The following is a 26,747-nucleotide window of genomic DNA, read 5'->3' on the forward strand; positions in this document are numbered from 1 at the left end:
GGCATTCTGTGCTCAGAGGGCTTTTTACTTTTCAGTTTCCTGATAAATCAGGGCTTTTGATATTCCAGCAACGTCGCCAGCAGCTGGGGTTTACCCACCAGATACCCTTGCATATAGTCCACGCCCAGCGCATGCAGCGCCGCTTTTTGTTCTTCGGTTTCGACGTATTCCGCCACTATCGACAGACGTTTCATGCGCGCCACCTGACAGATGGACTGTACGATGTAGCCGTCCAGCGGATCCGTCAGCATATTACGCACGAAACTGCCGTCAATTTTCAGAATATCGGCCTGAATCGCCTTGAGGCGACCATAACTGGCATAACCGGTCCCAAAGTCGTCAATCGCAATCCGGCAGCCGTAGGAACGCAGTTCGCGCATGGCATAATCCGCGTATTTCATGTTCTGCAATAAATGCGACTCCGTCACCTCTAACACAATCTGGTACGGTTCAACCTCGTATTCCAGCATCAGCGTTTTAAAATCACGGGTAAACGTGGGGCGACATAATGTGGAAGGCGTAAAGTTTACGGCAAAACGCAGGCTTGGAAGACGCGTGCGATTCTGATGGATAAACATCAGCGTATGTCGCAGAACCCACATATCCATCTGATAAGAAAGTCCAAACTCATGTACCACTGGCAGGAATTTATCCGGTGTTATCAGCGATTCCTGTTCACCATCAAACAGGCGCAGCAGAATTTCATGATAGCTGTCACCGCGAACGCCAAGTATGGGCTGCGCCATCAGTACAAAACGGTCGTCATCAAGCGCGCGCTGAATTTTATGCAGCATGTCGACTTTATCTTTAATTTCAAGCTGTACCTGACTGTGGTCGCTTTTGTTGGATTCCGGCTGTCCGGTGGTCAGGGAAACTTCCGCGATGCCACTCAGTTCGCCGAGTAATATCGGCAAATGCTCCACCGGCGAATACACGGTGCAATACGATAAACCGATATTCGGATGCAGTGGCAGCCCGTTCCAGATCAGCCGGAAATCTTCCAGATAATCATGCAGGTTCTGAAGTTTTGTATCCGCCTCTTCGCAATTTACCCGAAGAACCAGGTCATATCCCGGCAGATGGTAAACCCGCTCGCCTTCCTGCAAATAAGGCTTCAACCCCATTGCCAGCTGCTGTTTAAACTGGATGCGTAGCTGCATACCGTAGTTGCGGCTCAGCACATCCATATCTGAAACGCGGATGAAACACAGCATTGATCGCGGGTACAGTGCTAAATCACGGTTAAAAGCACGCAGGTTCGGCAGACCAAACACCGGATCTTGCAATGCCGCAGCACTGAACTTTTTCATCAACAGGCGCTGGCGCGAAGAAATCACCGACATCAGCAGCAGCGTCACGGTATAAACCAGCATTAGCGCCGAAACAAACACCAGATTATGGATAAATCCGTGTTCTGAAATAAACCCCTGATAATTATTAAATAAAATGGTGAGTGTAATCGTCCACACAATACTGATGAAGTAGTAGCCGTAGCGCAGCGCGCCGAACAGCAACACCGGGAACAGCAACGTCAGCGTATAGTCACTGAGCAGAATCTTGGCAAACGGTTCGCTGAGCCCCGTCAGGCACAGTAATGTCACCATGACCGCCAGTACTACAAACCACAGCGCCATTTCGAGAGGTTTCACGCCCGGCGCGCGCTGTTTTCTCAGCATCATTCGTAATACACGGAAATAACGCGGCTGGCGTATTAGCCGGATAACCAGATAGATGACGTGAGAGTTAAGCAGGATCCCCAGAATCATTGCCTGAAGATTTACCAGCGTCCTGAGCGTTACAAATTCGGAGGTCGCCATGCCCAGATAACCCGGCAAGAGCCCGCTTTCCACAACAATTTGCAATACGAGAATAAAAAATACGGTCAGGAAAATCAGCAGCCAGCTGACGCGAACGCGTGCCAGCGTCATCAGCCCGAGCGGCGCGGACCAGCGACTTCCGGCCTGCCAGCGATATCCTAACCAGGCCAGAACCAGCGACGTGAAATAAATCACCGTCATCAGCACACTCATGTCAAAGCCAACCCGCAGGTAATAACGCAGGAAAAGTGCCAGAACAATGCCGGGAAAAGCCGCCCAGTCGAAAACCATTAACAGCGCAACGCATGTTGCCAGCGGCATATAAATCAGATAGGTACGGCCTTCCGGCAGCATAATGATTGGCGAAAGCCATGACGTCACTGGAATTAATACCAGCGCGCAAATAACAGGAAGCCCCCACCATTTGTGGCGCAGGTCATTCCAGGAGAAAATTTTATGCATCAAGTCCATCTACGTTTTGCGCATGAACTTCATGCAGCGGTGAATGAGTTAAGGTGTAACGGGCGTCAGGCTGTCCGGCATCAGTGCCGGCAGCTCCGCTCTCAAGTATCGTTGTAAAAATGTCATTTCACAGAAAAGTGCGGAAGATAAAGAATACAGCTGACGAAAGCAGGTCGCAGGTATTTAAAATATTGCTGGATTCTAATGCGACTTATCTTAAATCCTTTGATGCAGATCATTAAACAGAATCTTTACGAATTTCGCTAAAAAGCATCAAAAATTAATTAATCAAGTGATGAATGAAACGAAAAATCTTATTTTAATTAGGATTATGAAAAAAAAGATATTTTTACGCAAAGCCCCGTTTGCGGTAAGGAAAAATCTTAGACATATAGGTTTTTTCGATTATCTGGTTGCCTGTTTAGTTCTGTTATATATTGTAAATATTATCATCTGCCTTCTTTCTTTCCCGCCACCGGAGCCTGGATCCACTTAAGCGATCATAATTATGTCTCGAAAAACCAACATCAAGATGACGAAAATCGTTTTATCGATAAGCTTCATTATTTTGTTAGGGCGTCTCGTCTACTCCGCAATCGGCGCGTATTCGCATCATCAGAACCCAAAACCGACCGAAACGCCCGCCGAAGTCAGACAAGATCAGACACCCGATAAAACATGTACCGGCACGCTGAAAAGTTGCCGCTACTTCAAGGAATAAGGATCTCGAATGTCTGCCGAAAAACCTAAGAATTACGGCCAAAAGCTGGCGGAAAGCCGCAGCAGGATCCTCGATCTCCTTCTGAATACCGACAGCCTGGCTGAGAGCATTCTGGGCGAAAACCCGGAAGTCGATGACCAAACGCGCGCCATGCTGATGGATAACACCGCTGAACTCAGCGCACGTGTCCAAAAGTTGCATGCGGCGGACGTGGCCGACGTGCTGGAAGCGTTGCCCATCCGTGAACGTCTGGCGTTGTGGAGCCTGGTTGAGCCGTCGGCGCGCGGTAAAGCGCTGGTCGAAGTTTCAGAAACCGTCTGGGACAGCCTGATCGAAGAAATGAGCGATAAAGACCTGCTGAAAGCCATGTCGCTGCTCGACGTGGACGATCAGGTTTATCTTGCAGAATACCTGCCGCGCGACCTGATTGGCCGGGTTCTGACGTCACTCGACCCGCGCCAGCGCGACAGAGTCCGTGAGGTCATGAAGTTCAGCAAAGAATGCGTGGGCCGTATCATGGATTTCGAGCTGCTCAGTGTTCGCCCTGACGTTACGCTGGGCACCGTGCAGCGCTTTCTTCGTCTGCGCAAAACCATTCCGCAGGCGACCGATAAGTTATTCATTACCGACCGGAAAAACACGCTGCTTGGCGAACTCCCGCTGACCACGATTTTGCTGAACCCGCCGCATACGCCGGTTTCTGACGTCATGATCACCGACTTCACCAGCTTTGAGCCGGAAGATAAGGCCGAAGATGCCGCCAGCGCATTTGAACGTTATGACCTGATTACCGCCCCGGTGGTGGATAACAAAGGCAAACTAATGGGACGTCTGGCAGTGGAAGAGATTGTTGATTTCGTGAATAACGACACCGATAGCAATCTGCGCCGCATGGGCGGTCTGAGCCCGGAAGAAGACGTGTTTGCTCCGGTCAGTAAAGCCGTAAGAAACCGCTGGGCGTGGCTGGCCATCAATCTGTGTACGGCGTTTGTCGCCTCGCGCGTTATCGGCTTATTTGAACATACGATTTCGCAACTGGTGGCGCTGGCCGCTTTGATGCCGATTGTCGCCGGAATCGGCGGTAACACCGGCAACCAGACGATCACCATGATTGTCCGCGGGCTGGCATTGCACCACGTTCAGGTCGGTAACCTGAGATTCCTGATGTTCAGGGAGCTTGGCGTTGCGCTGATCAACGGCCTGGTTTGGGGCGGGCTGATGGGCGTCGTCACCTGGTTGCTGTACAGCGACTGGGAAATGGGCGCGGTCATGACGCTGGCGATGGTTCTCAATCTGCTTCTGGCCGCACTGATGGGCGTGGTTATTCCCCTGACGATGGTCCGCCTTGGTCGCGATCCTGCCGTCGGTTCCAGCGTGATGATCACTGCGCTGACTGACACGGGTGGTTTCTTTATCTTCCTGGGCCTTGCCACTATTTTCCTGCTCTGACGCACACTTTCCGGCTTTCGGGCCGGAATATTCGTCATCTATTACCACGTAATGTAGAATTTATATTAATAATTCATTCTGATTTTCCGATACTGGTAACATGCCGCCGTGCGCGCGGCGAAGCGTTAAAAGAATAAAAAAACAGAGATCATCGTATTTGTTTGTCATTCGCCGCCGGTCAGAAAAGGGTTTTCATCGTGGAAAGAAGTACACCGCCTTCTCTCATTGTTCACAAGACAGACTGGAAAGCCGCTCTGCTTTTAGGCGTCGCTATCTGCCTGCTGGCGCTTGCCTGCATGAACATTATTCAGAGACAGTCGAGCCTTGCGGGCTTATGGCTGCCGACGGCGTTGCTGATCCCGGTCCTGTTTCATCACCATTTCCGCCAGTGGCTGCCTTTGCTTTGCGCCGCTGCACTGGGCATCGCCGCTGCCCACGCGGTCATGGGCACCCCGCTTACGCACTATCTGCCTTATTTAATCAATAACCTTATCGAGGCCTCTCTGAGCGCGACACTTTTACGCCGGATGTTGCCTGCGCAGGATCCGCTTTCCGGCCTGAGTTCCTGGGTGAAGTTTCTGCTGATTGCCGTCGTTTTCTGTCCGCTGGTCAGTTCGGTGATCATGATGTTGTTTATTCTGCACATTCATTCACCAGCTGAACTGCAAAGCCGGTTTGCCACCTGGTTTATGTCCGAGGCGGTGGCGATTCTGGCACTCACACCTTTGGGGCTGATTTATCAGCGGGGTTACTTCACCAAAAACCTCACATCAAAACGGTTCTTTGAACTCTTCCTGACCCTTATTCTGACGCTGATTGCCGGTTTTCTGGCGCTGAAATGGCTGCCGTACACCTTCGCCTTTATCACCATTCCGCTGTTGTGGTGCGCCATTCGTTTGCCACGCATTGAAGCTTTTATTATTTTCCTGTCGATGACGCTGATGATTGCCCTGTTGCACACCAGCGGAATAATCACCGTTCAGCCCCATACGACAGTGCAGATCCCTCAGGGGTTAATTTTCCTGCCGCTGCTGCTGATCCTGATGCCTGCTAACGCGATGGCGATGGCGATGCATTCCCTGCGCACAGAGAAATCGCACATTACTCAGAGCGAAAACCGCTTTCGTAATGCCATGGAATATTCGGCCATCGGGATGACGCTGGTCTCCCCGCAAGGAAAACTGCTGCAGGTCAACAAAGCGCTGTGTCATCTGCTGGGCTATGAAGCGGATTATCTGACCACGCTGACGTTCCAGGAAATCACCTATCAGGAAGATTTGGGCAAAGATCTCACGCTGTTCAGGCAGTTGCTGGACGATGAAATCCAAAGCTACACCATGGAAAAACGCTATTTACGCCGCAACGGTGAAATCGTCTGGGCGTTGCTGGCCGTTTCCCTGGTTCGCGATGAGGATCACAACCCGCTGTATTTCATTTCTCAGGTTGAGGATATTAACGAACTCAAGCACACGGAAATGACCAACAAACGGTTGTCAGAAGCGCTGCATGAAGAGAAAGAACTGCTGCATATCACTTTGAATTCAATCAACGAAGCTGTGATTTCCACCGACCGGAATATGAATATTACGTTTATGAATCCGGTGGCGGAAAAAATGACTGGCTGGACGGAACAACAGGCGCAGGGGCAGCCGGTAAACCGTATCGTCCTGATCAGCAAAGGACCTGACGGGCCGATGATCGACAACCTGATGCAGTTTGATATCAACGAGAACCTGCACTCTTCCGTCGAACGGTCTCTGGTGCTGCACGGTCATGAAACCGGTTTGTTTGATGTTCAGCTGGCCGTTTCCCCGCTGCGCACGCTGAAAGATGAACCTATCGGCATCGTGCTGGTGTTGCAGGACGTCAGTAAATCCCGCGAACTGATGCGTAAACTCAGCCACAGCGCGTCCCACGATTTACTGACCGGGCTGGCAAACCGGGGCAGTTTTGAATCAAGCCTGAAAAAAGCGCTGAACCTGACGGCGACGCGTCAGCAGATTCACACTCTGGCGTTTATCGACCTTGACCGGTTTAAAGCCATTAACGACAGCGCCGGTCACGCGGCGGGAGATGAGCTGTTGCGCCAGCTCAGCGCACTGATGCAGGAACACATCCGCAACAGTGATCGTCTCGCGCGTCTGGGTGGCGATGAATTTGCGCTGATTCTGTTTGATTGTCCGATGGAACAAGGGCTCATCACGGTTCAGCAACTGGTGGATAAGATCAACGCATATCCGTTTATGTGGGAAGGAAAAATGTACCGTATCGGTGCCAGCGCCGGACTGACGCAAATTTGCAATCCGTATGTGAGCGCCAGCGAATTCATGGCGCAGGCCGACATGGCCTGTTATACCGCCAAACGTAACGGCCGCGGGCAGGTTTTCAAATATGAAGCCGATCAGAAAACTGCAACCGCTCATGCCCCGCATTCTTCACAGCCGCCTCAGACCGGTAGGGAATAATCAGGACAAATCAGGTCGCCAGTCATTGTTAAACCATAAATGTAACGTGGCGTACGTCCGCCAAGGTGTCCAAACTTCGGCGTAACGGGCAATTTTCCCCGGTGTCATGCCGGGAAACCGCTGCTTAATCAGGTAATCACCGCCCAGAAAAACATCAGGCGCAGACCAGGCGCGCATCGCGACATAACTCGCCGTCCAGCTGCCAATACCCGGCATCGCCAGCAATTGTTTCACGCCTTCCTGCACGTCCGTCATCTCATCGAGCGGCAAACGCCCCGCTTCCACCGCCTGCGCAATGCCAATCAGACACGCGGCGCGTTTCGCCTGCACGCCAATTCCGCGTAAATCGTCCACGGTCAGCTGAGCCACGCTCGCGGGAGAGGGAAAAAGATGCGTGAGCGCCGGGAAAGGCGTCGTGACCCGCTCGCCCCATTTTTCGGTCAAACGGGTGGCTAAAGTCGCCGCCATTTTCACGCTGACCAGTTGCCCGAGAATTGCCCTGACCGTCAGCTCAAACCGGTTAACGCAGCCCGGCAATCTCAGGCCAGGCGAGTTTTCGGCGAGCCGCCCTAAACCCCGCGCAATCACGTCCGGCTGCGCGTCGAGATCCAGCAACCGTCGCACCTGTTGCGCTACGTTTCCTGAAACGGGTTTCAGCGAAGGTGAAACTTCCAGCTCGACAACGTTTTGCTCTGGCAGCGGACGCAACCGCAACCAGCCGGACAGCCGCTTTCCGTTGTGCATGACGGAAAGCGTGCGCTGGTAAAATTCTCCGTCCTGCTGCTCGACGCCCTGCAAAGCACGCGCGCCAAGAAAAGCCGTCATCCACTGCCAGTCGTACGGCGGCTGATAAGCCAGAAGCGTTTTTGTCACAGGGCGATCCTTATAAAAAAGCCTCCGGAAAGGAGGCTTTGAAATCAAAAGTATGAAGGAGATTATTTTCTGCGCCAGGTGGTTCCGCTGGCGCCATCTTCTAAGACAATACCCATTTCATTCAGACGGTCGCGCGCTTTATCGGCCATGCCCCAGTCTTTACTGGCACGGGCGTCGTTACGCTGTTTGATCAGGGCTTCGATTTCAGCCACTTCTTCATCGTTATCCGCCTGCGCACCGGATTTCAGGAACTGCTCAGGATCTTGCTCCAGAAGCCCCAGAACGCCTGCCAGCTGGCGTAGCTCAGCGGCCAGACCGTTTGCCGCAGACAGGTCTTCGGTTTTCAGACGATTGATGTCACGCGCCATATCAAACAACACGGAATAGGCTTCCGGCGTGTTGAAATCGTCGTCCATCGCCGCGCGGAAACGGGCCACGAAAGCCTCGCCGCCAGCAGGAATCGCGTTAGCGTCTGTGCCGCGCAGTGCGGTGTAAAGACGTTCCATCGAGGTACGCGCGAGTTTCAGGTTTTCTTCGCTGTAGTTCAGCTGGCTGCGATAGTGGCCGGACATCAGGAAGTAACGCACGCTTTCGGCGTCGTAATATTTCAGCACGTCGCGCACGGTAAAGAAGTTATCCAGTGATTTGGACATTTTCTCACGGTCAATCATGACCATACCGGAGTGCATCCAGGTATTCACATACGGGCCGTCATGCGCGCAGCTTGACTGTGCAATTTCGTTTTCGTGGTGCGGGAACATCAGATCAGAACCGCCGCCGTGAATATCAAAATGCGCGCCCAGCTGTTTGCAGTTCATCGCAGAACATTCGATATGCCAGCCCGGACGGCCTTCGCCCCACGGAGAAGTCCAGCTCGGTTCGCCCGGCTTGGACATTTTCCACAGCACGAAATCCATCGGATTGCGTTTCACGTTGGCTTCAACTTCCACGCGCGCACCGGCCTGAAGCTGATCCAGATCCTGACGGGACAGCAAGCCGTAATCCGGATCGCTTTCGACCCAGAACATCACGTCGCCGTTTGAAGCCACATACGCGTGATCGCGGTCGATCAGCTTCTGCACAATGTCGATGATTTCAACAATGTGCTGCGTGGCACGTGGTTCAGAATCTGGCGGTAAAATATTGAGTGACGCAAAATCCGCATGCATTTCAGCAATCATACGGTCGGTGAGCGCCATAAAAGATTCGCCATTTTCAGCAGCACGTTTAATGATTTTGTCGTCGATGTCGGTGATGTTACGCACATATTTCAGGTCATAACCGAGATAACGCAGGTAACGCGATACCACGTCGAAAGACACAAAGGTGCGACCGTGGCCAATATGACACAGGTCGTAAACAGTGATCCCACACACGTACATCCCGACTTTACCGGCATGAATTGGCTTGAATTCCTCTTTTTGGCGACTCAGGGTATTAAAAATCTTCAGCATCAGGCTATTCCGTGTGTTGGGCGTAGAAAATGACGTTGGCGCCTTTTCGGCGTCACTAAGGCTCATAATATAACGAAAATGTCTTCTCCGAAACGGCATAAGGCCGCCGGACGGGCTTTAGTCATCACAAAGCCAGTGCTGACGGCAACTTTTGAGTTATGGTATAAGAAAAGGCTATAGTAGCCGCTCTGACAGAGAGCACACATTAACATTAGCAGGATGATAAATATGGTCACTTTCCACACCAACCACGGCGACATCGTCATTAAAACCTTCGCTGACAAAGCGCCAGCCACGGTTGAAAACTTCCTGAACTATTGCCGTAAAGGCTTTTACGACAACACAATTTTCCACCGTGTGATTAACGGTTTCATGATCCAGGGCGGCGGTTTTGAGCCAGGCATGAACCAGAAAAACACCGACGCGCAGATTCAAAACGAAGCGGATAACGGCCTGAAAAACACCAAAGGCACGCTGGCAATGGCGCGTACCAATGACCCGCATTCTGCCACCGCGCAGTTCTTCATCAACGTGACTGACAACGATTTCCTGAACCACAGCGGCAAAAACGCACAGGGTTGGGGTTACTGCGTATTTGCAGAAGTGGTTGAAGGTCAGGACGTGGTTGACGCGATCAAAGCCGTGAAAACAGGCCGCAGCGGTATGCACCAGGACGTTCCAAAAGAAGATGTTGTGATCAAAAGCGTCACCATCAGCGAATAATTAGCGTCGGGATGACCACGTTTTTTATCGCAGATATCCATCTTTGCGCACAGGAACCGGCAATCACTGCCGGTTTTCTGCGTTTTCTTCGCGAAGATGCGCCGCAGGCCGATGCGCTGTACATTCTCGGGGATTTATTCGAAGCCTGGATTGGCGACGATGACCCGGAACCGCTACACGCAGAAATCGCTGCGGCGTTAAACCAGCTCCGCCAGCAAGGCGTCCCCTGCTTTTTCATCCACGGTAACCGCGATTTTCTGCTCGGCAGACGTTTTGCGCGTGAAAGCCTGATGACGCTGCTGCCGGAGAAAAAAGTTCTCGAGCTTTATGGCCGCCGCGTGCTGATCCTGCACGGCGACACGCTGTGTACCGATGACGTTGCCTACCAGAATTTCCGCAAAAAAGTTCATAACCCGTTTATCCAGAAATTATTCCTGATGCTTCCGCTGAAATGGCGGCTGGCGATTGCCGCGAAAATGCGCGCCAACAGCAAAGCGTCTAATCAGGGCAAATCACTGGAGATAATGGACGTGAATCAGCAGGCGGTGATCAGTGAAATGCAGGCGGCAGGCGTCGAGTGGATGATTCACGGCCACACGCACCGCCCGGCCATTCATGATGTGCTTTTGGAAAACAAAACCGGCCACCGCGTGGTATTAGGCGCATGGCACGAAGAAGGCTCAATGGTGAAAGTCACCGCCGATAACGTGGAACTGATCAGCTTCCCGTTTTAAGTTATCCGATCATTACCCTAAATAATTTGAGTTGCTGGAAGGCGACAAGCTCGTGAATCCACGGGAGCTTAGCTGACTAAGTGACCGGGGTGAATGAGCGCAGTCAACGCATCAGCAGCTCAAAGTATGACGGGTACACCGGAGTGGAAGCGGAATTGCTCATCCGGCGACAGTATCAGTTCCGCTTCAATCCGGCCAAACTCCTCCACGCGTTCACTGATATCGGTTCCCGCATACTGCTCCGCCAGTGCCAGATAATCGGCAAAATGCCGTGATTCTGAGCGCAGCAGCGACGTATAAAACCGCGACAGCGTTTCATCCAGATACGGCGCTATTTTGGCGAAACGCTCGCAGGAACGGGCTTCGATATACGCCCCGATAATCAGCCGGTCGACCAGAATATTCAGATCATCATGATGGCGCGTATGTTTGATCATCCCGCTGGCGTAGCGCGATGGCGAAAGCTGAGTGTAAGCGATATTGCGCTTTTGCATGATTTCCACCACCTGCTCAAAGTGGTGAAGTTCCTCACGGGCCAGACGCGCCGCACAGAACAACAGCTCGGTGCGATCGAGATATTTTGTCATCAGGCTCATGGCCGTGGCCGCCGCTTTTTTTTCACAGTTGGCGTGATCAATCAGCAACACCGTCTGATTTTCCAGCGCAACATCCACCCAGAGAGCCGGTGTTTCACAGTGAAGAAAATCGTAAATCGGTGCCAGTAAAGCCTGCGTCATAGTTCAGTTTTCCGTGGGGATGGCCAATATTATCGTGGCAGGGATTATACAAATCTGCCGCGCACTTCTCATCAAAAATGCACCGTCTTCCGGCTACGCAACCGTTTTCCTTGCTTCATGAGCGTGATATCATTTGCGCCCTCGCACGCTTTACATCCGAATCACAGGAGCTATACAGACATGTCATCCAACGTTACCCCGGCAAAAATCGCCATCGTTATGGGGTCTAAAAGTGACTGGGCGACCATGCAGTTCGCCGCCGAAGTCCTCACAACGCTGAATATTCCTTTCCATGTCGATATCGTCTCCGCCCACCGCACGCCGGACAAATTGTTCACATTTGCTGAACAGGCTTCCGCCAACGGTTTTGATGTGATCATCGCAGGTGCAGGCGGTGCGGCGCATTTACCGGGTATGCTGGCCGCGAAAACGCTGGTGCCGGTGCTCGGCGTGCCGGTGCAAAGCGCGGCCCTGAGCGGCATCGACAGCCTGTATTCTATCGTCCAGATGCCACGCGGTATTCCGGTCGGTACGCTGGCGATTGGTAAAGCCGGAGCCGCCAACGCCGCCCTGCTTGCCGCACAAATTCTCGCACTCCATGATACCGAAATTGCTAAAAACCTGGCCGCGTGGCGTGCCGCACAAACCGATGAAGTGCTGAATAATCCCGATCCGAGGGAAGAAGCATGAAACCGGTTTGCGTACTCGGAAACGGTCAGTTAGGCAGAATGCTGCGTCAGGCAGGTGAACCGCTGGGGATCGCCGTTTATCCGGTGGGTCTTGATGCCGAACCGGAAGCCGTGCCTTTTCAGCAGAGCGTGATTACGGCTGAAATTGAACGCTGGCCGGAAACGGCATTAACCCGTGAACTGGCAACGCACAATGCATTCGTTAACCGCGATATTTTCCCGCGTCTGGCCGATCGCCTGACGCAAAAACAGTTACTCGACCAGCTCGGTCTGGCGACTGCGCCGTGGCAATTGCTGGCCGGTGCCGGTGAATGGCCGCAGGTTTTCGCGACGCTCGGTGAACTGGCGATTGTGAAACGCCGCGTCGGCGGTTACGACGGCCGCGGGCAATGGCGCCTGCGCTCCGGTGAAGAAACCACGCTGCCGCAGGATTGCTACGGTGAATGCATCGTTGAGCAAGGCATCAATTTTTCCGGTGAAGTTTCGCTGGTGGGCGCACGCGGTCACGATGGCAAAACCGTCTTTTATCCGCTGACGCACAATCTGCATCAGGACGGTATTTTGCGCACCAGCGTTGCACTGCCGGAGCCGGACGCTGCGCTGCAACAGCAGGCAGAAAACATGCTGTCGGCAATTCTGAACGAACTGAATTACGTCGGCGTGATGGCGATGGAATGTTTCGTGGTGGCCGAAGGGTTGCTGATTAACGAACTGGCACCGCGCGTTCACAACAGCGGGCACTGGACGCAAAACGGCGCATCCTACAGCCAGTTTGAAATGCACCTGCGCGCAATCCTCGGGCTGCCGCTGCCAAAACCGGTAGTCAGTACGCCGTCGGTGATGGTCAATCTGATTGGCACGGATGTGTCAGAACACTGGCTGAACCTGCCGCTGGTGAATCTGCACTGGTACGAGAAAGAAGTGCGTCCGGGTCGTAAAGTCGGACACCTGAATCTCAACGACGCCAGCGCCAGCCTGCTGAAAGAAAACCTGAACGCACTGGTGCCGATGCTGCCGGAAGAATACGCCAGCGGAATCGCCTGGGCGGTTGAGAAGCTTTAACGTTAACGCCCCTGCCCGGACATACCGGTACAGGGGCGGTTTCTTAAATCATTCGCTCATAAAATCAAGCCGGGCAGTTAACCATTGTTTCACGATCGCGCTCGCGGCTTTATCAGCATCTGCCGCCGGGAAATGCTTTTCTTCATGCAACCATTTTACCGTCGTCTGGCGCGCCATAATGGCAGCTTTCAAAACGTTGTCACGCTCCTGCTTTGACCAATCCTTTTCATCCCAGTCTGTAATTTCTTTTTCGGGATCGCGGAATGGACCGTTCTTTGCTGCGGACTTCAAAAAGTCTTCCGCTGAAACGGTTATCCGTAAATCAAGCATTCTCCAGTCGGCATAACTTGAGAAACGCACGGTTCCTGCATTTTCGCCGAAATGTTCAAGTTCAGGGGCAATCGACTGAATCAACTGCACCCATGCCGGCTGCTGAAATAGCTTTCCAACAGGTGCGCAAATGGGTGCACGCGAGTCCATCGTAGAACCGTACAGCGAACCGAAAGTAGCATAAGCATCTTCGTCCTGATTTTTGAAAATAAAGCAGTGGACATATTCGCGCTCCTTGCCTGCAACGGCTTCGAGATACCCAGCATTTTCGATGGTCATACGCAGCAGGGTAAGCACCTTTCTGTTTTCCGTTGCTGAAGGATCTTTCTCAATATCGATTAACAGTGAATGCGGAAATGAATCGCCGAGTGCATCTTTTGCCATCTGATAACGCTGGTCTGCCTCCGCGTCAGTCACCTTGCCAGCCCGTTCAAACTGATGCAGATAAACCAGCCAGGCAGAAGCAAGCGGATTGCTGTATTCACGCAGTTTTTTGGCGGCCACAAGCGGATCGGTTGGAATCGCGCGAAGGGTGTTATCGAGTTCGATGCTTGCCTGTTCAGACAGACTTTCTAATTTCGCTGAACGCTGTTCCATTCTGCTTTTGAGACAATCTCCCTGAACGTCACAGGCATTGCGAGTTTTCAGCCACGCCAGTTGGCTGCTTCGCAATTGTACGAGCTGCGAGGCCGGTAGATTCGACATCGCCAGTTTATAATTATCATTAAGCCGGACGTCGAGTTCGCTCAGTGCAGTTGAATTACAAATAGCATGCTCAACCACGGTTCCCGCTTTGTCGCAATTAAACGACGCGGCAAAAGTGAAAGGTGCGCAAAACAGCAGACTTAACAACGACCCTGTAGCGAAATTTGGCGTTGAAAGCGCATTACGAAGAGAGAAATGGGGTTGCATCGGATGAAATCCTTTTGCATATGCCAGATGGAATAAAAAATCCCCGGAGGATCTTCCGGGGATTTAGCGATTCTACATAACGCCGATAAGTTTACGAGTCGTATTGCCTGAACAACGCCCTTCCCCGCAGTAATCTCACGCCCAACCAGCCACCGCAGACTGACAGCAGCAACGCGCTGACCACCGGTACAGCAATCCACATCAGGTAATTAGGTTGCCACGGAAAATCGAACACTTTGCGCTGCAACAGCCATAACGCCGCTTCGGCACCGATTGCCGCCGCAATGCCCGCCACGAGTCCGAGAACCGCAAATTCGCACCAGAGCGTGCGGTGCAGCATCTTTTTACTCGCACCCAGCGTGCGGTAAACGATCAGTTCCTGACGGCGCTGACGCATCCCGACCTGAATCTGTGCCAGCAGCAGCAAGCCGCCGCACACCATCACCAGAATCACCATCACTTCCAGCGCCCGGCTGACCTGCTGTAAAACCTGCCCGACCTGCCGCAAAATCGAACCGACATCCAGCAAACTGAGCGTCGGGAACTGACGGTTCAGCTGCGTAATGGTGCTGTCATCGCCGTGATAACGGAAACTGGTCAGCCAGCTTTGCGGCTGTGCATCCAGCGCGCCCGTCGGGAAGATAAAGTAGAAATTCGGCTTCAGGCTGTCCCAGTCCACTTTTCGCAGGCTGGTGATTTTAGCGGTGAAATCCTGCGTATCGCCGGTGAACGTCACAGAATCGCCGATTTTCAGTCCGAGACGTCCGGCCAGCCCGTCGTCGATGGACACTTCCCCCGCTTTCGGCGCGCTATTGCCCGCGGTCAGCGGGTTATGATCCGGCAATCCGTCCATCCAGGTCAGATTCAGTTCCCGGTTTACCGCTTCGCCGCCCGCATCGTCCGGCTTGATTTTGTCCGTCGCAGCCTCGCTGTTAATCTTCGTCAGGCGCGCCCGCACAATCGGATAAAACATTTCCGGCTGTGCGTTGTGCTGATGCAGGAAATCCGTCACCTGCGGAACCTGCTCTTTGGTGATGTTGAGCAGGAAGAAGTTCGGACTGTCCGGCGGAAGCTGTTGCTCCCAGCGGTTCAGCAGATCTCCGCGCATCACCAGCAACAGCGCCAGCAGCATGAACGACATGGAAAACGCCGCCAGCTGACTGAGCGTTACCCACGGCTGACGCAGCAGACGGTTGACCGCCAGACGCAGCGGAAGCTGTCGGAAAGTCAGGCGGCGCAGCAGAAGCAAAGCGCCCCAGCCAATCACGCCCAGCAGCAGCGACAACACCAGAACACCGCCGAGCAGCGACCACAGTAAAGCACTGCCGCCCATCAGCGCAGCCAGAAGCCCGACGACCACCAGCACCATCACTGGCAGGAAATAGCGCAGCGGCCAGACGTTCGCCACAACGTCATTGCGTAGCACGCGCAGCGGCTGAGTCGCCAGCAGCTGACGGTACGGACGGATGCCAATCAGCAGTGAAATCACCACCATCGCGCCCATCGACCAGACCCACGGCCAGCCACCGGCAGCAGGTAATTGAGCGGGAAGCACCGGCGCAAGCACCTTCATCAGAATGGCCTCAAAAGCCAGCCCGACGATACTGCCGCAAATCCCCGCCAGCACCAGAACCGCCAGCCACTGACCAATAATCAGTTTTCGCAGCGCTTTTTTCCCGGCACCTAAAGTTTTCAGCACGGCCACCAGATCGTACCGGCTGCGGCAGTAATGCCCCATCGACACGGCAATGGCGGCAATCGACAGCATCAGCGTCAGCAGGGCCGACAACGTCAGGAATTGCTGTGAACGCTGCAATGATTTGCCCAGCGCGCCTTCGGAATCTTCCATACCAGTCCAGCGCTGATCCGGCTTGAGTAACCCTTTGATGGCGTCGCCGTAGCTTTGAATGGCCTGCGGCGTTCCGGCAAACATATAGCGGTACGTCAGGCGGCTGCCCGGCTGCACCGCACCGGTTTTCGGCACATCATCCATATTCATGATCACGCGTGGTGCAGTCTGGAAGGGGTTAAATCCTGCATCCGGCTCCTGCACAATCACACCGGCGATTTTCAGCGTACTGTCGCCGACATCCAGATCATCGCCCACTTTCACGTTCAGCAGCGCCAGCAAACGGGGTGCCACCAGAACGGTGCCCGGCTGAGGTTTCAGCCCCGCCGGTTCCGTCTGCAACGCACCGTATAACGGATACGCCAGATCAGTGGCTTTTACCGACGCCAGCTGTGGCGTGTTTCCTGCAAACGTCATGGTCATGAACGTGAGCTGACGGCTGACTTTCAGCCCCTGCGTTTCGGCGTCCTGCAACCAGGCTTCGGTAATAGGATGTGAGGAACGCAGTACGCGATCGCCCGCAATAAACTCGCGACTTTGCTGGCTCAGCCCTTTGTCCATGCGGTCGCTGATACTGCCCAGCGCCAGTACGCAGGCCACCGCCAGCGTGAGCGCCAGCCAGACAATCAGCAGCGAAGGCGATCGCCATTCCCGCCAGAACCAGCGCCAGATCATGCTTCCTCCCACAATTTCCCGTCACGCAGACGCAGACGCCGCTGACAACGCGCCGCCAGTTGCTCGTCATGGGTGACCAGAATCAGCGTGGTGGCCGCATCGCGGTTCAGTGAGAAAAGCAGGTCAACGATACGTTCACCCGTGGCGCGATCCAGATTGCCGGTCGGCTCATCGGCGAACAGCAGCTTGGGTTTGCCGATAAACGCGCGCGCCAACGCCACACGTTGCTGTTCGCCACCGGAAAGCTGCGCCGGAAGATGATGTAAACGCCCGCCCAGCCCGAGACTTTCCAGCAGTTGTACCGCCTGCTGACGGCTGTTGCTGTCGCTTTCACCGCGCAGCAACGCCGGAAGTTGCACGTTCTCCAGCGCATTCAGCGTCGGCACCAGCATAAAAGACTGAAACACAAAGCCGACGTTTTTGGCACGCAGCGCGGCGCGCCCTTCCTCATTGAGAGACTTAAGGGATTTGCCGAGCAACTTCACGTCGCCCGCCGTGCCGTCATCAAGCCCGGCCAGTATTCCCAGCAGCGTCGATTTACCGGAACCGGATTCGCCAATCAGGGCAATTGTCTGGGCAGGTTTGACAACCAGCTCGACACCGGACAGGATGGTGAGCTGTCCTTCACCCTGACCGACGTGTTTACTAAGATGATGAACTTCAAGAACGTTTTCCGCTGGCATCTCCCCTTCCTTATGTTGTTGGGATTGCTGAGTTTTCGCGCCGTAGCTGCTGATAACTTACTGATTATCGGCGACAGTTTAAGCGCCGTCTATCGCCTTCCGGTAGCCGAATCCTGGCCGTCGTTGCTGAATAATAAATGGCAAAAAGAAGGGGATAAACCCGCGATTATTAACGCCAGCATCAGCGGAGATACCGCCGAACAAGGGCTGGCCCGTTTACAGACTTTGCTGCAACAACATCATCCGCGCTGGGTGCTGATTGAACTGGGCGCGAACGACGGACTGCGCGGCTTTCCGCCGCAAAATATTTCACAAACGCTGACCCAAATTATCACTCAGGTAAAACAGGCCAACGCCGAACCGCTGCTAATGCAAATCCGTTTACCGCCAAACTATGGCCGCCGTTACGGTGATGCGTTCTACGCCATTTATCCGGCGCTGGCAAAGCAGGAAAACATCCCGCTGGTACCGTTCTTTATGGAGCAGGTCGCCGCAAAACCTGAGTGGATGCAGGACGACGGTTTGCATCCGGCGCTGGCGGCACAGCCGTTTATCGCCGACTGGATGGCCGAAAAACTCGCGCCGCTGGTCACGCAGTAGGTTTACACTGAATAATACCGTGACGTGATTAAAACCAAGACGTTACCTTTTTCACCCGACTCCCTAGTAAATCACAGCCATAAAAAATAGGGACATCTCACAGGTAAAGTTATGCAAAAAGCAGTATTAATTACCGGTTGCTCCAGCGGGATCGGGCTGGTTGCCGCACAAGATTTGCGTGCCCGTGGTTACCGCGTGCTGGCAGCCTGTCGCAAAAGTGCGGATATCGACACGCTCAGCCAGCTCGGTTTTGAAACTATTGCGCTCGATCTGGATGACAAACACAGCGTGGAACTCGCCGCCGCGCAGGTTATCGTGCTGACCGGCAACCGTCTTTATGGCCTGTTTAACAATGCCGGATATGGCGTTTACGGCCCGCTGAACACCATCAGCCGCGAACAGTTTGAGCAACAATTTTCCACCAACCTGTTCGGCACACATCAGCTGACACAGCTTTTGCTGCCCGCGATGTTGCCGCACGGCGAAGGCCGCATTATCCAGACCAGCTCGGTGATGGGGCTGGTGACCACGCCGGGGCGCGGAACCTACGCCGCGAGTAAATTCGCGCTCGAAGCCTGGTCAGATACCTTACGCATGGAGTTACACGGTACCGGCATTCAGGTGAGCCTGATTGAACCCGGCCCGCTGAGCAGCAACTTTACGGCTAACGTCAGACAGTCACAGGCCGACCAGCCGGTCGAAAATCCGGGGATCGCGCGACGTTTTACGCTGCCGCCGGAAGCCGTTTTGCCGAAATTACACCATGCTTTAGAAAACCCGAAAGCGCGCCTGCGGTATCCGGTGACGCTGGTCGCCCATGCGCTCGCCGTACTCAAACGCCTTTTGCCGTCGCGTTTGCTGGACACAATATTGCGCGGAAACAGCTAAGTAAAAGCTGCCTGGGGGGTTGAAGCCGTAAAAGCTGCCCCCATTTGCTCTTAAATACTTTAATTTTCTATACCCTAAATAATTCGAGTTGCAGGAAGGCGGCAAGCTCGTGAATCCCGGGAGCTTAGATAACTAAGTGACCGGGATGAATGAGCGCAGCCAACGCATCAGCAGTTCGAAGTATGACGGGTAGCGGAGAGACAGAATTCATGCTTGCACAACCTACTGTTATCGATGTCAACGAAACCAACCTGCATCAGACGCTGGAACAATCCATGTCGGTGCCGGTGATGTTCTACTTCTGGTCTGAACGCAGCCAGCATTGCCTGCAACTGGGCCCTATTCTAGACCAACTGGCGGCGGAATATGCCGGTCAGCTGGTTCTGGCGAAAGTGGACTGCGATGCCGAGCAGATGATTGCCCAGCAGTTTGGCCTGCGTTCTATCCCGGCGGTTTACCTGTTCAAAGACGGTCAGCCTGTTGATGGTTTCCAGGGGCCGCAGCCGGAAGAAGTGATCCGCGAATTGCTGCAAAAAGTTCTGCCGAAAGAAGAAGAGCTTAAACTCGCTCAGGCGCAGGAACTGTTGCTGGCAGGTAACGCGGCTGAAGCTTTGCCGCTGCTGAAAGACGCGTGGCAGTTGAGCAATTACCGCAGTGATATCGGTTTGTTGCTGGCAGAAACCCAGATCCAGCTCAACCGTTCCGACGACGCGGAAGCCGTGCTGGCAACCATTCCGTTGCAGGATAAAGATTCCCGTTATCAGGGGCTGATTGCCCAGATTGAACTGCTGAAACAGGCGGCTGACACCCCTGAAATTCAGCTGCTGCAACAGGAATTACAGCAAGATCCTGAGAACGCCGATCTGGTGGTCAAACTCAGCCTGCAACTGCATCAGGTCGGGCGTAACGAAGAAGCGCTGGAACTGCTGATGGCACCGCTGAAAAAAGATTTAGGTGCGGCAAACGGCGCAGCGCGCAAAACGCTGATGGATATCATGGCGGCACTCGGTACCGGCGACGCGCTGGCAGCAAAATATCGTCGCCAGTTATATTCCCTGCTGTACTGATTCACGCTAAAAATTTCTTACGCACGTCGGGCACTCCCCCCCTCCTGACGTGCGTTTTTTTTCGTCTTTTGCCCTGCCTTTTATCCCCTGAACTATCCTTATTAATACGACGCATTCGTTATCTGTGCGACAATTGCGCACGCGCCTGACTTTCGGTGAGTGCGCCAGGGACATGTTTTTACTCGAATATTCCGCCGGAGTATTCAGGACACAGTTTTACAGGAGTTTCATACTATGTTTGACCTCATTCCCATTCCTATCCTTATTCTGATCGTACTGGCGCTGCTGGTGGTTTACGCCGGGATCAAAATCGTGCCACAGGGCTACCAGTGGACCGTCGAGCGCTTTGGCCGTTATACCAAAACCCTGATGCCGGGGCTGAATCTGGTTGTGCCTTTTGTTGACCGCGTTGGTCGCAAAATCAATATGATGGAACAGGTTCTGGATATTCCTTCTCAGGAAGTGATTTCCCGCGATAACGCCAATGTCGCCATCGACGCCGTTTGTTTTATTCAGGTTATTGACCCGGCGCGTGCCGCCTATGAAGTCAGCAATCTGGAACAGGCGATCGTGAACCTGACCATGACTAACTTCCGTACCGTGCTGGGTTCGATGGAACTCGACGAAATGCTGTCACAACGCGACAACATCAACGCACGTTTGCTGCATATCGTCGATGAAGCCACCAATCCGTGGGGCGTAAAAATCACGCGTATCGAAATCCGTGATGTGCGTCCACCGGCTGAACTGATTTCTGCGATGAACGCGCAGATGAAAGCGGAACGTACAAAACGAGCCGATATTCTGGAAGCCGAAGGGGTTCGTCAGTCCGCCATCCTGCGTGCGGAAGGTGAAAAACAGTCACAAATCCTCAAAGCCGAAGGTGAGCGTCAGTCGGCGTTCCTGCAAGCTGAAGCCCGCGAACGTGCGGCAGAAGCGGAAGCTCAGGCCACCAAAATGGTGTCTGAAGCGATTGCCGCCGGTGATGTCCGGGCTATTAACTACTTCGTGGCACAGAAATATACCGACGCACTGACCAAAATCGGCTCGGCGAACAACAGCAAAATCATCATGATGCCGCTGGACGCTACCAGCCTAATGGGCTCGATTGGCGGGATTGCAGAGCTGCTGAAAGAAACCAAAGGCGGCAAATAATGCTGCATAACTTCATGGCAAGTCCGCATGTGTTCTGGCTGTCTTTGGGCGGCCTGTTGCTGGCGGCAGAGCTGGTGGGAGCAAGTGGTTACTTACTGTGGAGTGGCGTCGCGGCGGCACTGGTCGGGCTGGTCACGTGGATTTTGCCGCTGCCGTGGGAATGGCAGGGCGTGGCGTTTGCCCTTCTGACCATTATCGCGGCCTGGCTGTGGTGGAAATGGCTGAATCAGCGCACGGATAAAACCACCGGTAATCCGGCACTGAACCAGCGCGGACAACAGTTAGTGGGCACTTACGCCACTGTGCTGGAACCGCTGAAAAACCAGTACACGCGGGTGCAAATCGGCGACAGCAGCTGGCGCGCGTCATGCGCTTCGCCGCTGGAAGTCGGTGATAAAGTGGTGATTACCGGTGTCGAAGGCGCGACGTTGCGCGTGGAACGCCCCGCGCAGTAACGCCTGACGTTAGTGTTTGTGGCAGCAGCCAGAAAGATTATCGATTATCGGGCAGTCTGCGCCGTCATCGCCGGGGCAGGATTCCGCCAGCGTCAGCAGGCGCTGGCGCATCAGATGAAGTTCTTCAATGTGCCGCTCAATTTCGGCGGCCTTTTCTAAAGTGCGTGCTTTCACATCTGCACTGTGGCGATCCGGATTATGGAATAACGCCACTAACTCCTGACATTCTTCCAGCGTAAAACCCACCTGCCTCGCCTGACGAAGCAACGTCAGTTCTTCGATATGTTTTTGCGCATAACGGCGGTATCCGTTCTCGCTGCGCGCCGGGGCCGTCACCAGCCCTTTCTCTTCGTAAAAACGAATCGCCTTGCTGGTCAGCCCGGTTTTTTTCGCCACATCACTGATATTCATTTCGCCTCCGTGTCGCCCTGTTTTTGCACTTTATCTGAACAGTATACGCGTTTACGGTTTTACGAAAATGCTCAGCTGTAATGCACGGTCTGTTTTTTGGTGCGCATCAGCAGCCACATGGGCAGCGGTAACGTCACGATAAGCAGGATCCATAGCAGCGAATACACCGACGTCACGCCGTCGTTTTGCAGGTTGATAAACATTTTGACCGGAATACCCTGCGGGAAATAACAGAACACCATGACAATGCCGAACTCACCAATCGCCCGTACCCAGGCAATGGCGATCCCGGCGGCAATTCCGCGTGAGGCCAGCGGCAACGTGAGCCGGATAAGCACCTGAAAAGGCCGTGCGCCCAGCGTCTGCGCAGCCTCTTCAACATCGCGCGGCACCGCTTCCAGTGCGCCACGCGCCGAGAGAATGAAATAAGGTAACGCACCATAAATCTGCGCCAGCACAAACGCGGGCGCATTGTTATTGAGCGTCATACCGATGGCAGAAAGGGTTTCACCGACCGAACCGTAGGGCCCGTAAACCGACACCAGCAAAATCCCCATCGCCAGCGGAGGCGTCAGCAGCGGGATCAGCACCAGCACTTCAACCAAAGTGCGCCAGCGCGAGGTCGTTTTTGCCAGCCAGAACGCGACCGGCAGCCCGAGCAGAATAATCAGGCCGGCCGATATCAGACTCAGGCCGAGCGAAACCCCCACCGCATGGCTGTCGCCGTAAGCCAGATGAAAATCTGACCACGGCGTCAGGAAAAGCAGCGTGACAAAAGGCACCATCAGCAGTGCCAGCGCGGGAACCGCCATTCCTGACGCGCGCAACTTAAAGGTTTCCGCCTTTAGGTTTGTCGTAGCCGTTTTGTTCAAACAGCTTCTGACCTTTGGCGCTTTGCAGGTAAGTGATAAATTCTTTCGCCAGTTTCGGATGCGGCGCATTGTTCAGCACCACCGCGTAGAAGACCAGCGGCTGCGTGCTCAGCGTTTTCTCTTTGCCGGTGGAATCTTTCACGTTGAAAGTCACCTTGCTGTACCACTCTTTCGACATCCGCGGATTGCTCAGGTTAATTTCATCCGGCAGTTTGATGTACGGCAGGTGCGCGGAAATCGTGGCGCTTTCGTAGCCCGATGCGGCATCAACCTGACCGGCTTCCAGGCGGGTCAGAAGACCGCCCTCGCCCGAAATCTGCTTAGGATTCTGCACATCGCCCAGCACGGCTTTTTCCAGACTCGGCTGTTTGTAGTAATTTTCAGCCAGCATCATGGTGAAAATAATGTTCTGGCCCTGAGGATCGCTGACCGGGTCGGTACGGCCGAACTGTAATCCGGGAGTTTGGAGCACTTTCCACCACGGCTCAGCGCCCGCTTTGCCTTCCTTTATAGCGGCAAATTTTTCGGCATACTTTCCTTTCGGATTATAAGCAATCACCATGCTGGTGCTGGCCACCGGGATCGCCTGCCCGGCCATGCCCGCTTTTTGCAGGATTTCAACCGGCCCAGGCGTGATGGAAACAAAAACATCCGCGACCACTTTTTTCGATGCCAGCAGGTTTGCCATGCCATACGCACCCTGCCCCTGGCCCTGATAATTCACCTTGTTCTGCTTCGCAAAAACCGGCCCCAGATACTTATCCATCACCACGCCCATCGAACCGGCGTAGGTGACGCGAAAATCATCCGCAGCCAGGGAAGCCTGCGCCGCCATTAACCCCGCCATCAGCAGAAGTGTTGTCTGCATTTTTGCCATTGAAAATCCCCTTAGCCTTCATCGTTATATAATTTGGGAGATAACGATAAGCCAATCCGCAAGGGAATTTCTAAATAAAGCGTAAATGAGAGAAAAATGAAAAATACCGGTGAGGCGAAAACCGTTGCTTGACCTTCCCCTTGCTGGAAGGTTTATCCTCTGTTCTTAGTGAAAGTTAACCCAAGGAAAACCACTATGACTACCACCGTATTATCTCTGCAAGGCCTGTCCTGCGGGCATTGTGTGGCTTCAACGCGTAAAGCGCTCGAAGCAGTTGACGGCACCACCGCCGTTGAAGTTTCTCTGGATAAAGCCATTGTGAAAGGTGACGCCAGCAGCCAGAGCCTGATCGACGCCGTCGTAAATGCCGGATATGAAGCACAACTGCTGGAAGACGCGTCCCCAAAATCTGAGCCGCTGACCGATAAGGCGAGTGTTTTGCCGGAACCCCTGTCAGCGGCCGCGTCACCTGTTCCGGCTGAAAACCACGTGCTTCAAACCTCAGCCTCTGACGACAGCGTGCAGCTGTTGCTCAGCGGCATGAGCTGCGCCAGCTGTGTCAGTAAAGTCCAGCGGGCGCTGGAAGGCGTGAACGGCGTCGAACGCGCGCGGGTCAATCTGGCGGAACGCAGTGCGCTGGTCAGCGGTGATGCTGACCAGAAAGCCCTGATTGCGGCGGTAGAACGCGCGGGTTATGGCGCTGAAATCATTATTGATGAAACCAGACGCCGCGAGCGCCAGCAGCAAACGGCGCGCAGCAGCATGATCCGTTTCAGCTGGCAGGCGGCGGTCGGGCTGGCGGCGGGTATCCCGCTGATGCTGTGGGGATTACTGGGCGGCGAAATGATGGTCACCGCCAGCAATCAGACCGGCTGGCTGATTATCGGCCTGCTGACGCTGCTGATCATGATTGTCGCAGGGGGCCATTTCTACCGCAGCGCATGGAAAAGCCTGATGCACGGCAGCGCTAACATGGACACGCTGGTGTCACTCGGCACGGGTGCGGCGTGGATTTTCTCCATTTCCGTCAGCCTGTGGCCGGATGCTTTTCCGATGCAGGCGCGGCATCTTTATTACGAGGCCAGCGTGATGATCATCGGCCTGATTAACCTCGGCCACGCACTGGAACAACGCGGGCGTCAGCGCTCATCACAGGCACTCGAACGCCTGCTGGATCTCACGCCGCCGACCGCGCGTGTGGTAACCCCGGAAGGCGAAAAAACGTTGCCGCTGGCCGATGTGCAGCAGGGGATGACGCTGCGTCTGACCACCGGCGACCGTGTACCGGTTGACGGCGAAATCCAGAGCGGCGAAGCGTGGATGGATGAAGCGATGCTGACCGGCGAACCGGTCCCGCAACAAAAATCTCAGGGCGAAAAAGTGCATGCCGGTACGCGGGTCAAAGACGGCAGCGTGCTGTTCCGCGCGGATGCGATTGGCAGCCAGACCACGCTTTCGCGCATCATCAAACTGGTGCGGGAAGCGCAAAGCAGCAAACCGGAAATCGGCAAACTGGCGGATAAAATTTCGTCCGTCTTCGTGCCCGCCGTGGTGCTGATTGCGCTGTTCAGTGGTGCAATCTGGTATTTCTTCGGCCCGCAGCCACAACTGATGTACACGCTGGTGATCGTCACCACTGTGCTGATCATCGCCTGCCCTTGCGCACTGGGGCTCGCGACGCCAATGTCGATCACCGCCGGTGTCGGACGCGCCGCTGAGTTTGGTGTGCTGGTTCGTGATGCCGATGCCCTGCAAAAAGCCAGCACGCTTTCCACGCTGGTTTTCGATAAAACCGGGACGCTGACGGAAGGCCAGCCGAAAGTGACGGATATTCAAACCTTCGGCAGTGTGAATGAACAGCAGGCTCTGCGCTTTGCCGCCTCGCTGGAAAAGGGTTCGCACCATCCGCTCGCACAGGCGATTGTCGATAAAGCGGAGGGACTGGCGATACCTGACGTGCAGAATTTCCGTACGCTGGGCGGGCTGGGTCTGCGTGGTGAAGCAGAAGGCAAAACGCTGTTGCTGGGCAATCAGGCGCTGATGCAGGAAAACGGCGTCGATACGCAGCAGGCTGATGCGCTGCTGGAAGCGATGTCTGAGCAAGGCGCAACGCCGGTGCTTCTGGCGGCAGACGGTGAAATTGCCGCGCTGTTCGCCCTGCGGGATCCGCTGCGCAGTGACAGCGTCGCCGCGCTGCAACGTCTGCATCAGTTGGGTTATCAGCTGGTGATGCTGACTGGCGATAATCCGCGCACGGCGCAGGCCATTGCCGCGCAGGCAGGCATCGATACGGTGATTGCCGGTGTGCGTCCGGAAGGTAAAGCCGAGGCGATTAAAGCGTTGCAGGCCAAAGGCCAGCAGGTTGCGATGATTGGCGATGGCATTAACGATGCGCCTGCACTGGCGCAGGCGGATGTCGGGATTGCAATGGGCGGCGGCAGCGATGTGGCGATTGAAACGGCGGCCATCACGCTGATGCGGCCAAGCCTGAACGGCGTTGCCGATGCACTGGCGATCTCACAGGCCACGCTGCGCAATATGAAGCAGAACCTGTTAGGCGCGTTTGTGTATAACGTGATTGGTATTCCGGTTGCCGCGGGCGTGCTGTACCCGCTGACCGGCACATTACTCAGCCCGGTCGTCGCGGGTGCCGCTATGGCGTTGTCTTCCATTACCGTTGTCACTAACGCAAACCGCCTCTTACGCTTTACCCCGAAAAAACAAGACGTTTCCTCTGTTCGCTAAAACGCTGACGCGTTAGCATGGTCTCTCATTTTTCGGGAGACC

23 protein-coding genes are annotated in these 26,747 nt (G+C 54.4%); 13 read left to right on the forward strand and 10 right to left on the reverse strand.

Annotated elements, in window-relative coordinates; genetic code table 11:
* Positions 1-47 precede the first annotated feature (47 nt).
* On the reverse strand, positions 48-2,279 hold the full coding sequence (locus BV494_RS11520) for a sensor domain-containing phosphodiesterase (RefSeq protein WP_226789970.1): 2,232 nt from the start codon (positions 2,277-2,279) through the stop codon (positions 48-50).
* Between the two features lie 508 nt (positions 2,280-2,787).
* Between BV494_RS11520 and BV494_RS11525 the strand changes: the two genes are divergently transcribed.
* The 3 genes from BV494_RS11525 to BV494_RS11535 all read left to right on the forward strand — a co-directional run bounded on the left by BV494_RS11525 (position 2,788) and on the right by BV494_RS11535 (position 6,914).
* Complete coding sequence (locus BV494_RS11525) at positions 2,788-3,000, forward strand: YfgG family protein (RefSeq protein ID WP_104923002.1); 213 nt, start codon at positions 2,788-2,790, stop codon at positions 2,998-3,000.
* 9 nt (positions 3,001-3,009) lie between these two features.
* Positions 3,010-4,449, forward strand: a complete 1,440-nt coding sequence (gene mgtE / locus BV494_RS11530; RefSeq protein ID WP_104923003.1) for a magnesium transporter — start codon at positions 3,010-3,012, stop codon at positions 4,447-4,449.
* Between the two features lie 197 nt (positions 4,450-4,646).
* Positions 4,647-6,914, forward strand: a complete 2,268-nt coding sequence (locus BV494_RS11535) for a PAS domain S-box protein (RefSeq protein WP_104923004.1) — start codon at positions 4,647-4,649, stop codon at positions 6,912-6,914.
* Here the strand turns inward: BV494_RS11535 and alkA are convergent, their stop codons facing one another.
* A complete protein-coding gene (gene alkA / locus BV494_RS11540) occupies positions 6,915-7,787 on the reverse strand; it encodes a DNA-3-methyladenine glycosylase 2 (protein ID WP_226789971.1) in 873 nt (290 codons plus the stop codon). It lies immediately after the preceding gene.
* A gap of 62 nt (positions 7,788-7,849) precedes the next feature.
* Positions 7,850-9,241: a cysteine--tRNA ligase gene (gene cysS / locus BV494_RS11545; RefSeq protein WP_104923005.1), complete on the reverse strand. Its 1,392-nt coding sequence runs from the start codon at positions 9,239-9,241 to the stop codon at positions 7,850-7,852.
* A gap of 228 nt (positions 9,242-9,469) precedes the next feature.
* Here cysS and ppiB point away from each other — a divergent pair, with 228 nt between their 5' ends.
* Together ppiB and lpxH are read left to right on the forward strand one after the other, a co-directional pair.
* Complete coding sequence (gene ppiB / locus BV494_RS11550; RefSeq protein WP_104923006.1) at positions 9,470-9,964, forward strand: peptidylprolyl isomerase B; 495 nt, start codon at positions 9,470-9,472, stop codon at positions 9,962-9,964.
* A gap of 11 nt (positions 9,965-9,975) precedes the next feature.
* Positions 9,976-10,698 carry a UDP-2,3-diacylglucosamine diphosphatase gene (gene lpxH, locus BV494_RS11555; protein WP_104923007.1) on the forward strand — a complete coding sequence of 241 codons (723 nt, stop codon included), beginning with the start codon at positions 9,976-9,978 and terminating at the stop codon, positions 10,696-10,698.
* A 119-nt stretch (positions 10,699-10,817) separates the two neighbouring features.
* Here lpxH and BV494_RS11565 read toward each other — a convergent pair whose 3' ends face one another.
* On the reverse strand, positions 10,818-11,435 hold the full coding sequence (locus tag BV494_RS11565) for a MiaE family protein (protein WP_104923008.1): 618 nt from the start codon (positions 11,433-11,435) through the stop codon (positions 10,818-10,820).
* A 180-nt stretch (positions 11,436-11,615) separates the two neighbouring features.
* On the opposite strand from BV494_RS11565, the gene purE reads away from it, so the two are divergent.
* Both purE and purK read left to right on the forward strand, forming a co-directional pair.
* Positions 11,616-12,125: a 5-(carboxyamino)imidazole ribonucleotide mutase gene (purE, locus tag BV494_RS11575; protein WP_104923009.1), complete on the forward strand. Its 510-nt coding sequence runs from the start codon at positions 11,616-11,618 to the stop codon at positions 12,123-12,125.
* Positions 12,122-13,186, forward strand: a complete 1,065-nt coding sequence (purK, locus tag BV494_RS11580) for a 5-(carboxyamino)imidazole ribonucleotide synthase (RefSeq protein WP_104923010.1) — start codon at positions 12,122-12,124, stop codon at positions 13,184-13,186. Before purE ends, purK begins: the two co-directional genes overlap by 4 nt.
* A gap of 48 nt (positions 13,187-13,234) precedes the next feature.
* Here purK and BV494_RS11585 read toward each other — a convergent pair whose 3' ends face one another.
* The 3 genes from BV494_RS11585 to ybbA all read right to left on the reverse strand — a co-directional run bounded on the left by BV494_RS11585 (position 13,235) and on the right by ybbA (position 17,635).
* Entirely contained in the window at positions 13,235-14,428 is a 1,194-nt protein-coding gene (locus tag BV494_RS11585; protein ID WP_104923011.1) for a lysozyme inhibitor LprI family protein, read from the reverse strand.
* A 91-nt stretch (positions 14,429-14,519) separates the two neighbouring features.
* Positions 14,520-16,952 (reverse strand): putative ABC transporter permease subunit YbbP, encoded by a 2,433-nt coding sequence (gene ybbP, locus BV494_RS11590; RefSeq protein WP_104923012.1) that lies wholly within the window; start codon positions 16,950-16,952, stop codon positions 14,520-14,522.
* Complete coding sequence (gene ybbA / locus BV494_RS11595) at positions 16,949-17,635, reverse strand: putative ABC transporter ATP-binding protein YbbA (protein WP_104923013.1); 687 nt, start codon at positions 17,633-17,635, stop codon at positions 16,949-16,951. Before ybbA ends, ybbP begins: the two co-directional genes overlap by 4 nt.
* Between ybbA and tesA the strand changes: the two genes are divergently transcribed.
* From tesA to BV494_RS11620, 5 genes are all read left to right on the forward strand, one after another.
* Positions 17,606-18,235, forward strand: a complete 630-nt coding sequence (gene tesA, locus BV494_RS11600) for a multifunctional acyl-CoA thioesterase I/protease I/lysophospholipase L1 (protein WP_104924779.1) — start codon at positions 17,606-17,608, stop codon at positions 18,233-18,235. The genes ybbA and tesA overlap by 30 nt on opposite strands.
* 111 nt (positions 18,236-18,346) lie before the next feature.
* Positions 18,347-19,123 (forward strand): SDR family oxidoreductase, encoded by a 777-nt coding sequence (locus BV494_RS11605; protein ID WP_104923014.1) that lies wholly within the window; start codon positions 18,347-18,349, stop codon positions 19,121-19,123.
* A gap of 209 nt (positions 19,124-19,332) precedes the next feature.
* Positions 19,333-20,190 (forward strand): co-chaperone YbbN, encoded by an 858-nt coding sequence (locus BV494_RS11610; protein ID WP_104923015.1) that lies wholly within the window; start codon positions 19,333-19,335, stop codon positions 20,188-20,190.
* 234 nt (positions 20,191-20,424) lie between these two features.
* Positions 20,425-21,345, forward strand: a complete 921-nt coding sequence (locus tag BV494_RS11615; protein WP_104923016.1) for an SPFH domain-containing protein — start codon at positions 20,425-20,427, stop codon at positions 21,343-21,345.
* Positions 21,345-21,800, forward strand: coding sequence for an NfeD family protein (locus tag BV494_RS11620; protein ID WP_104923017.1), 456 nt, complete (start codon positions 21,345-21,347; stop codon positions 21,798-21,800). The genes BV494_RS11615 and BV494_RS11620 overlap by 1 nt, the downstream gene beginning before the upstream one ends.
* 9 nt (positions 21,801-21,809) lie before the next feature.
* On the opposite strand, the gene cueR is transcribed toward BV494_RS11620, so the two are convergent.
* From cueR to BV494_RS11635, 3 genes are all read right to left on the reverse strand, one after another.
* Complete coding sequence (gene cueR / locus BV494_RS11625; RefSeq protein WP_104923018.1) at positions 21,810-22,211, reverse strand: Cu(I)-responsive transcriptional regulator; 402 nt, start codon at positions 22,209-22,211, stop codon at positions 21,810-21,812.
* Positions 22,212-22,282: 71 nt separating this feature from the next.
* Positions 22,283-23,023, reverse strand: coding sequence for a molybdate ABC transporter permease subunit (locus BV494_RS11630; RefSeq protein ID WP_192938158.1), 741 nt, complete (start codon positions 23,021-23,023; stop codon positions 22,283-22,285).
* A 16-nt stretch (positions 23,024-23,039) separates the two neighbouring features.
* Complete coding sequence (locus tag BV494_RS11635) at positions 23,040-23,960, reverse strand: extracellular solute-binding protein (protein ID WP_104923020.1); 921 nt, start codon at positions 23,958-23,960, stop codon at positions 23,040-23,042.
* A gap of 195 nt (positions 23,961-24,155) precedes the next feature.
* Between BV494_RS11635 and copA the strand changes: the two genes are divergently transcribed.
* Positions 24,156-26,705, forward strand: coding sequence for a copper-exporting P-type ATPase CopA (gene copA, locus BV494_RS11640; RefSeq protein ID WP_104923021.1), 2,550 nt, complete (start codon positions 24,156-24,158; stop codon positions 26,703-26,705).
* Positions 26,706-26,747 lie beyond the last annotated feature (42 nt).

The organism is Rahnella sikkimica (assembly GCF_002951615.1).
Classification (GTDB): Bacteria; Pseudomonadota; Gammaproteobacteria; order Enterobacterales; family Enterobacteriaceae; genus Rahnella; species Rahnella sikkimica.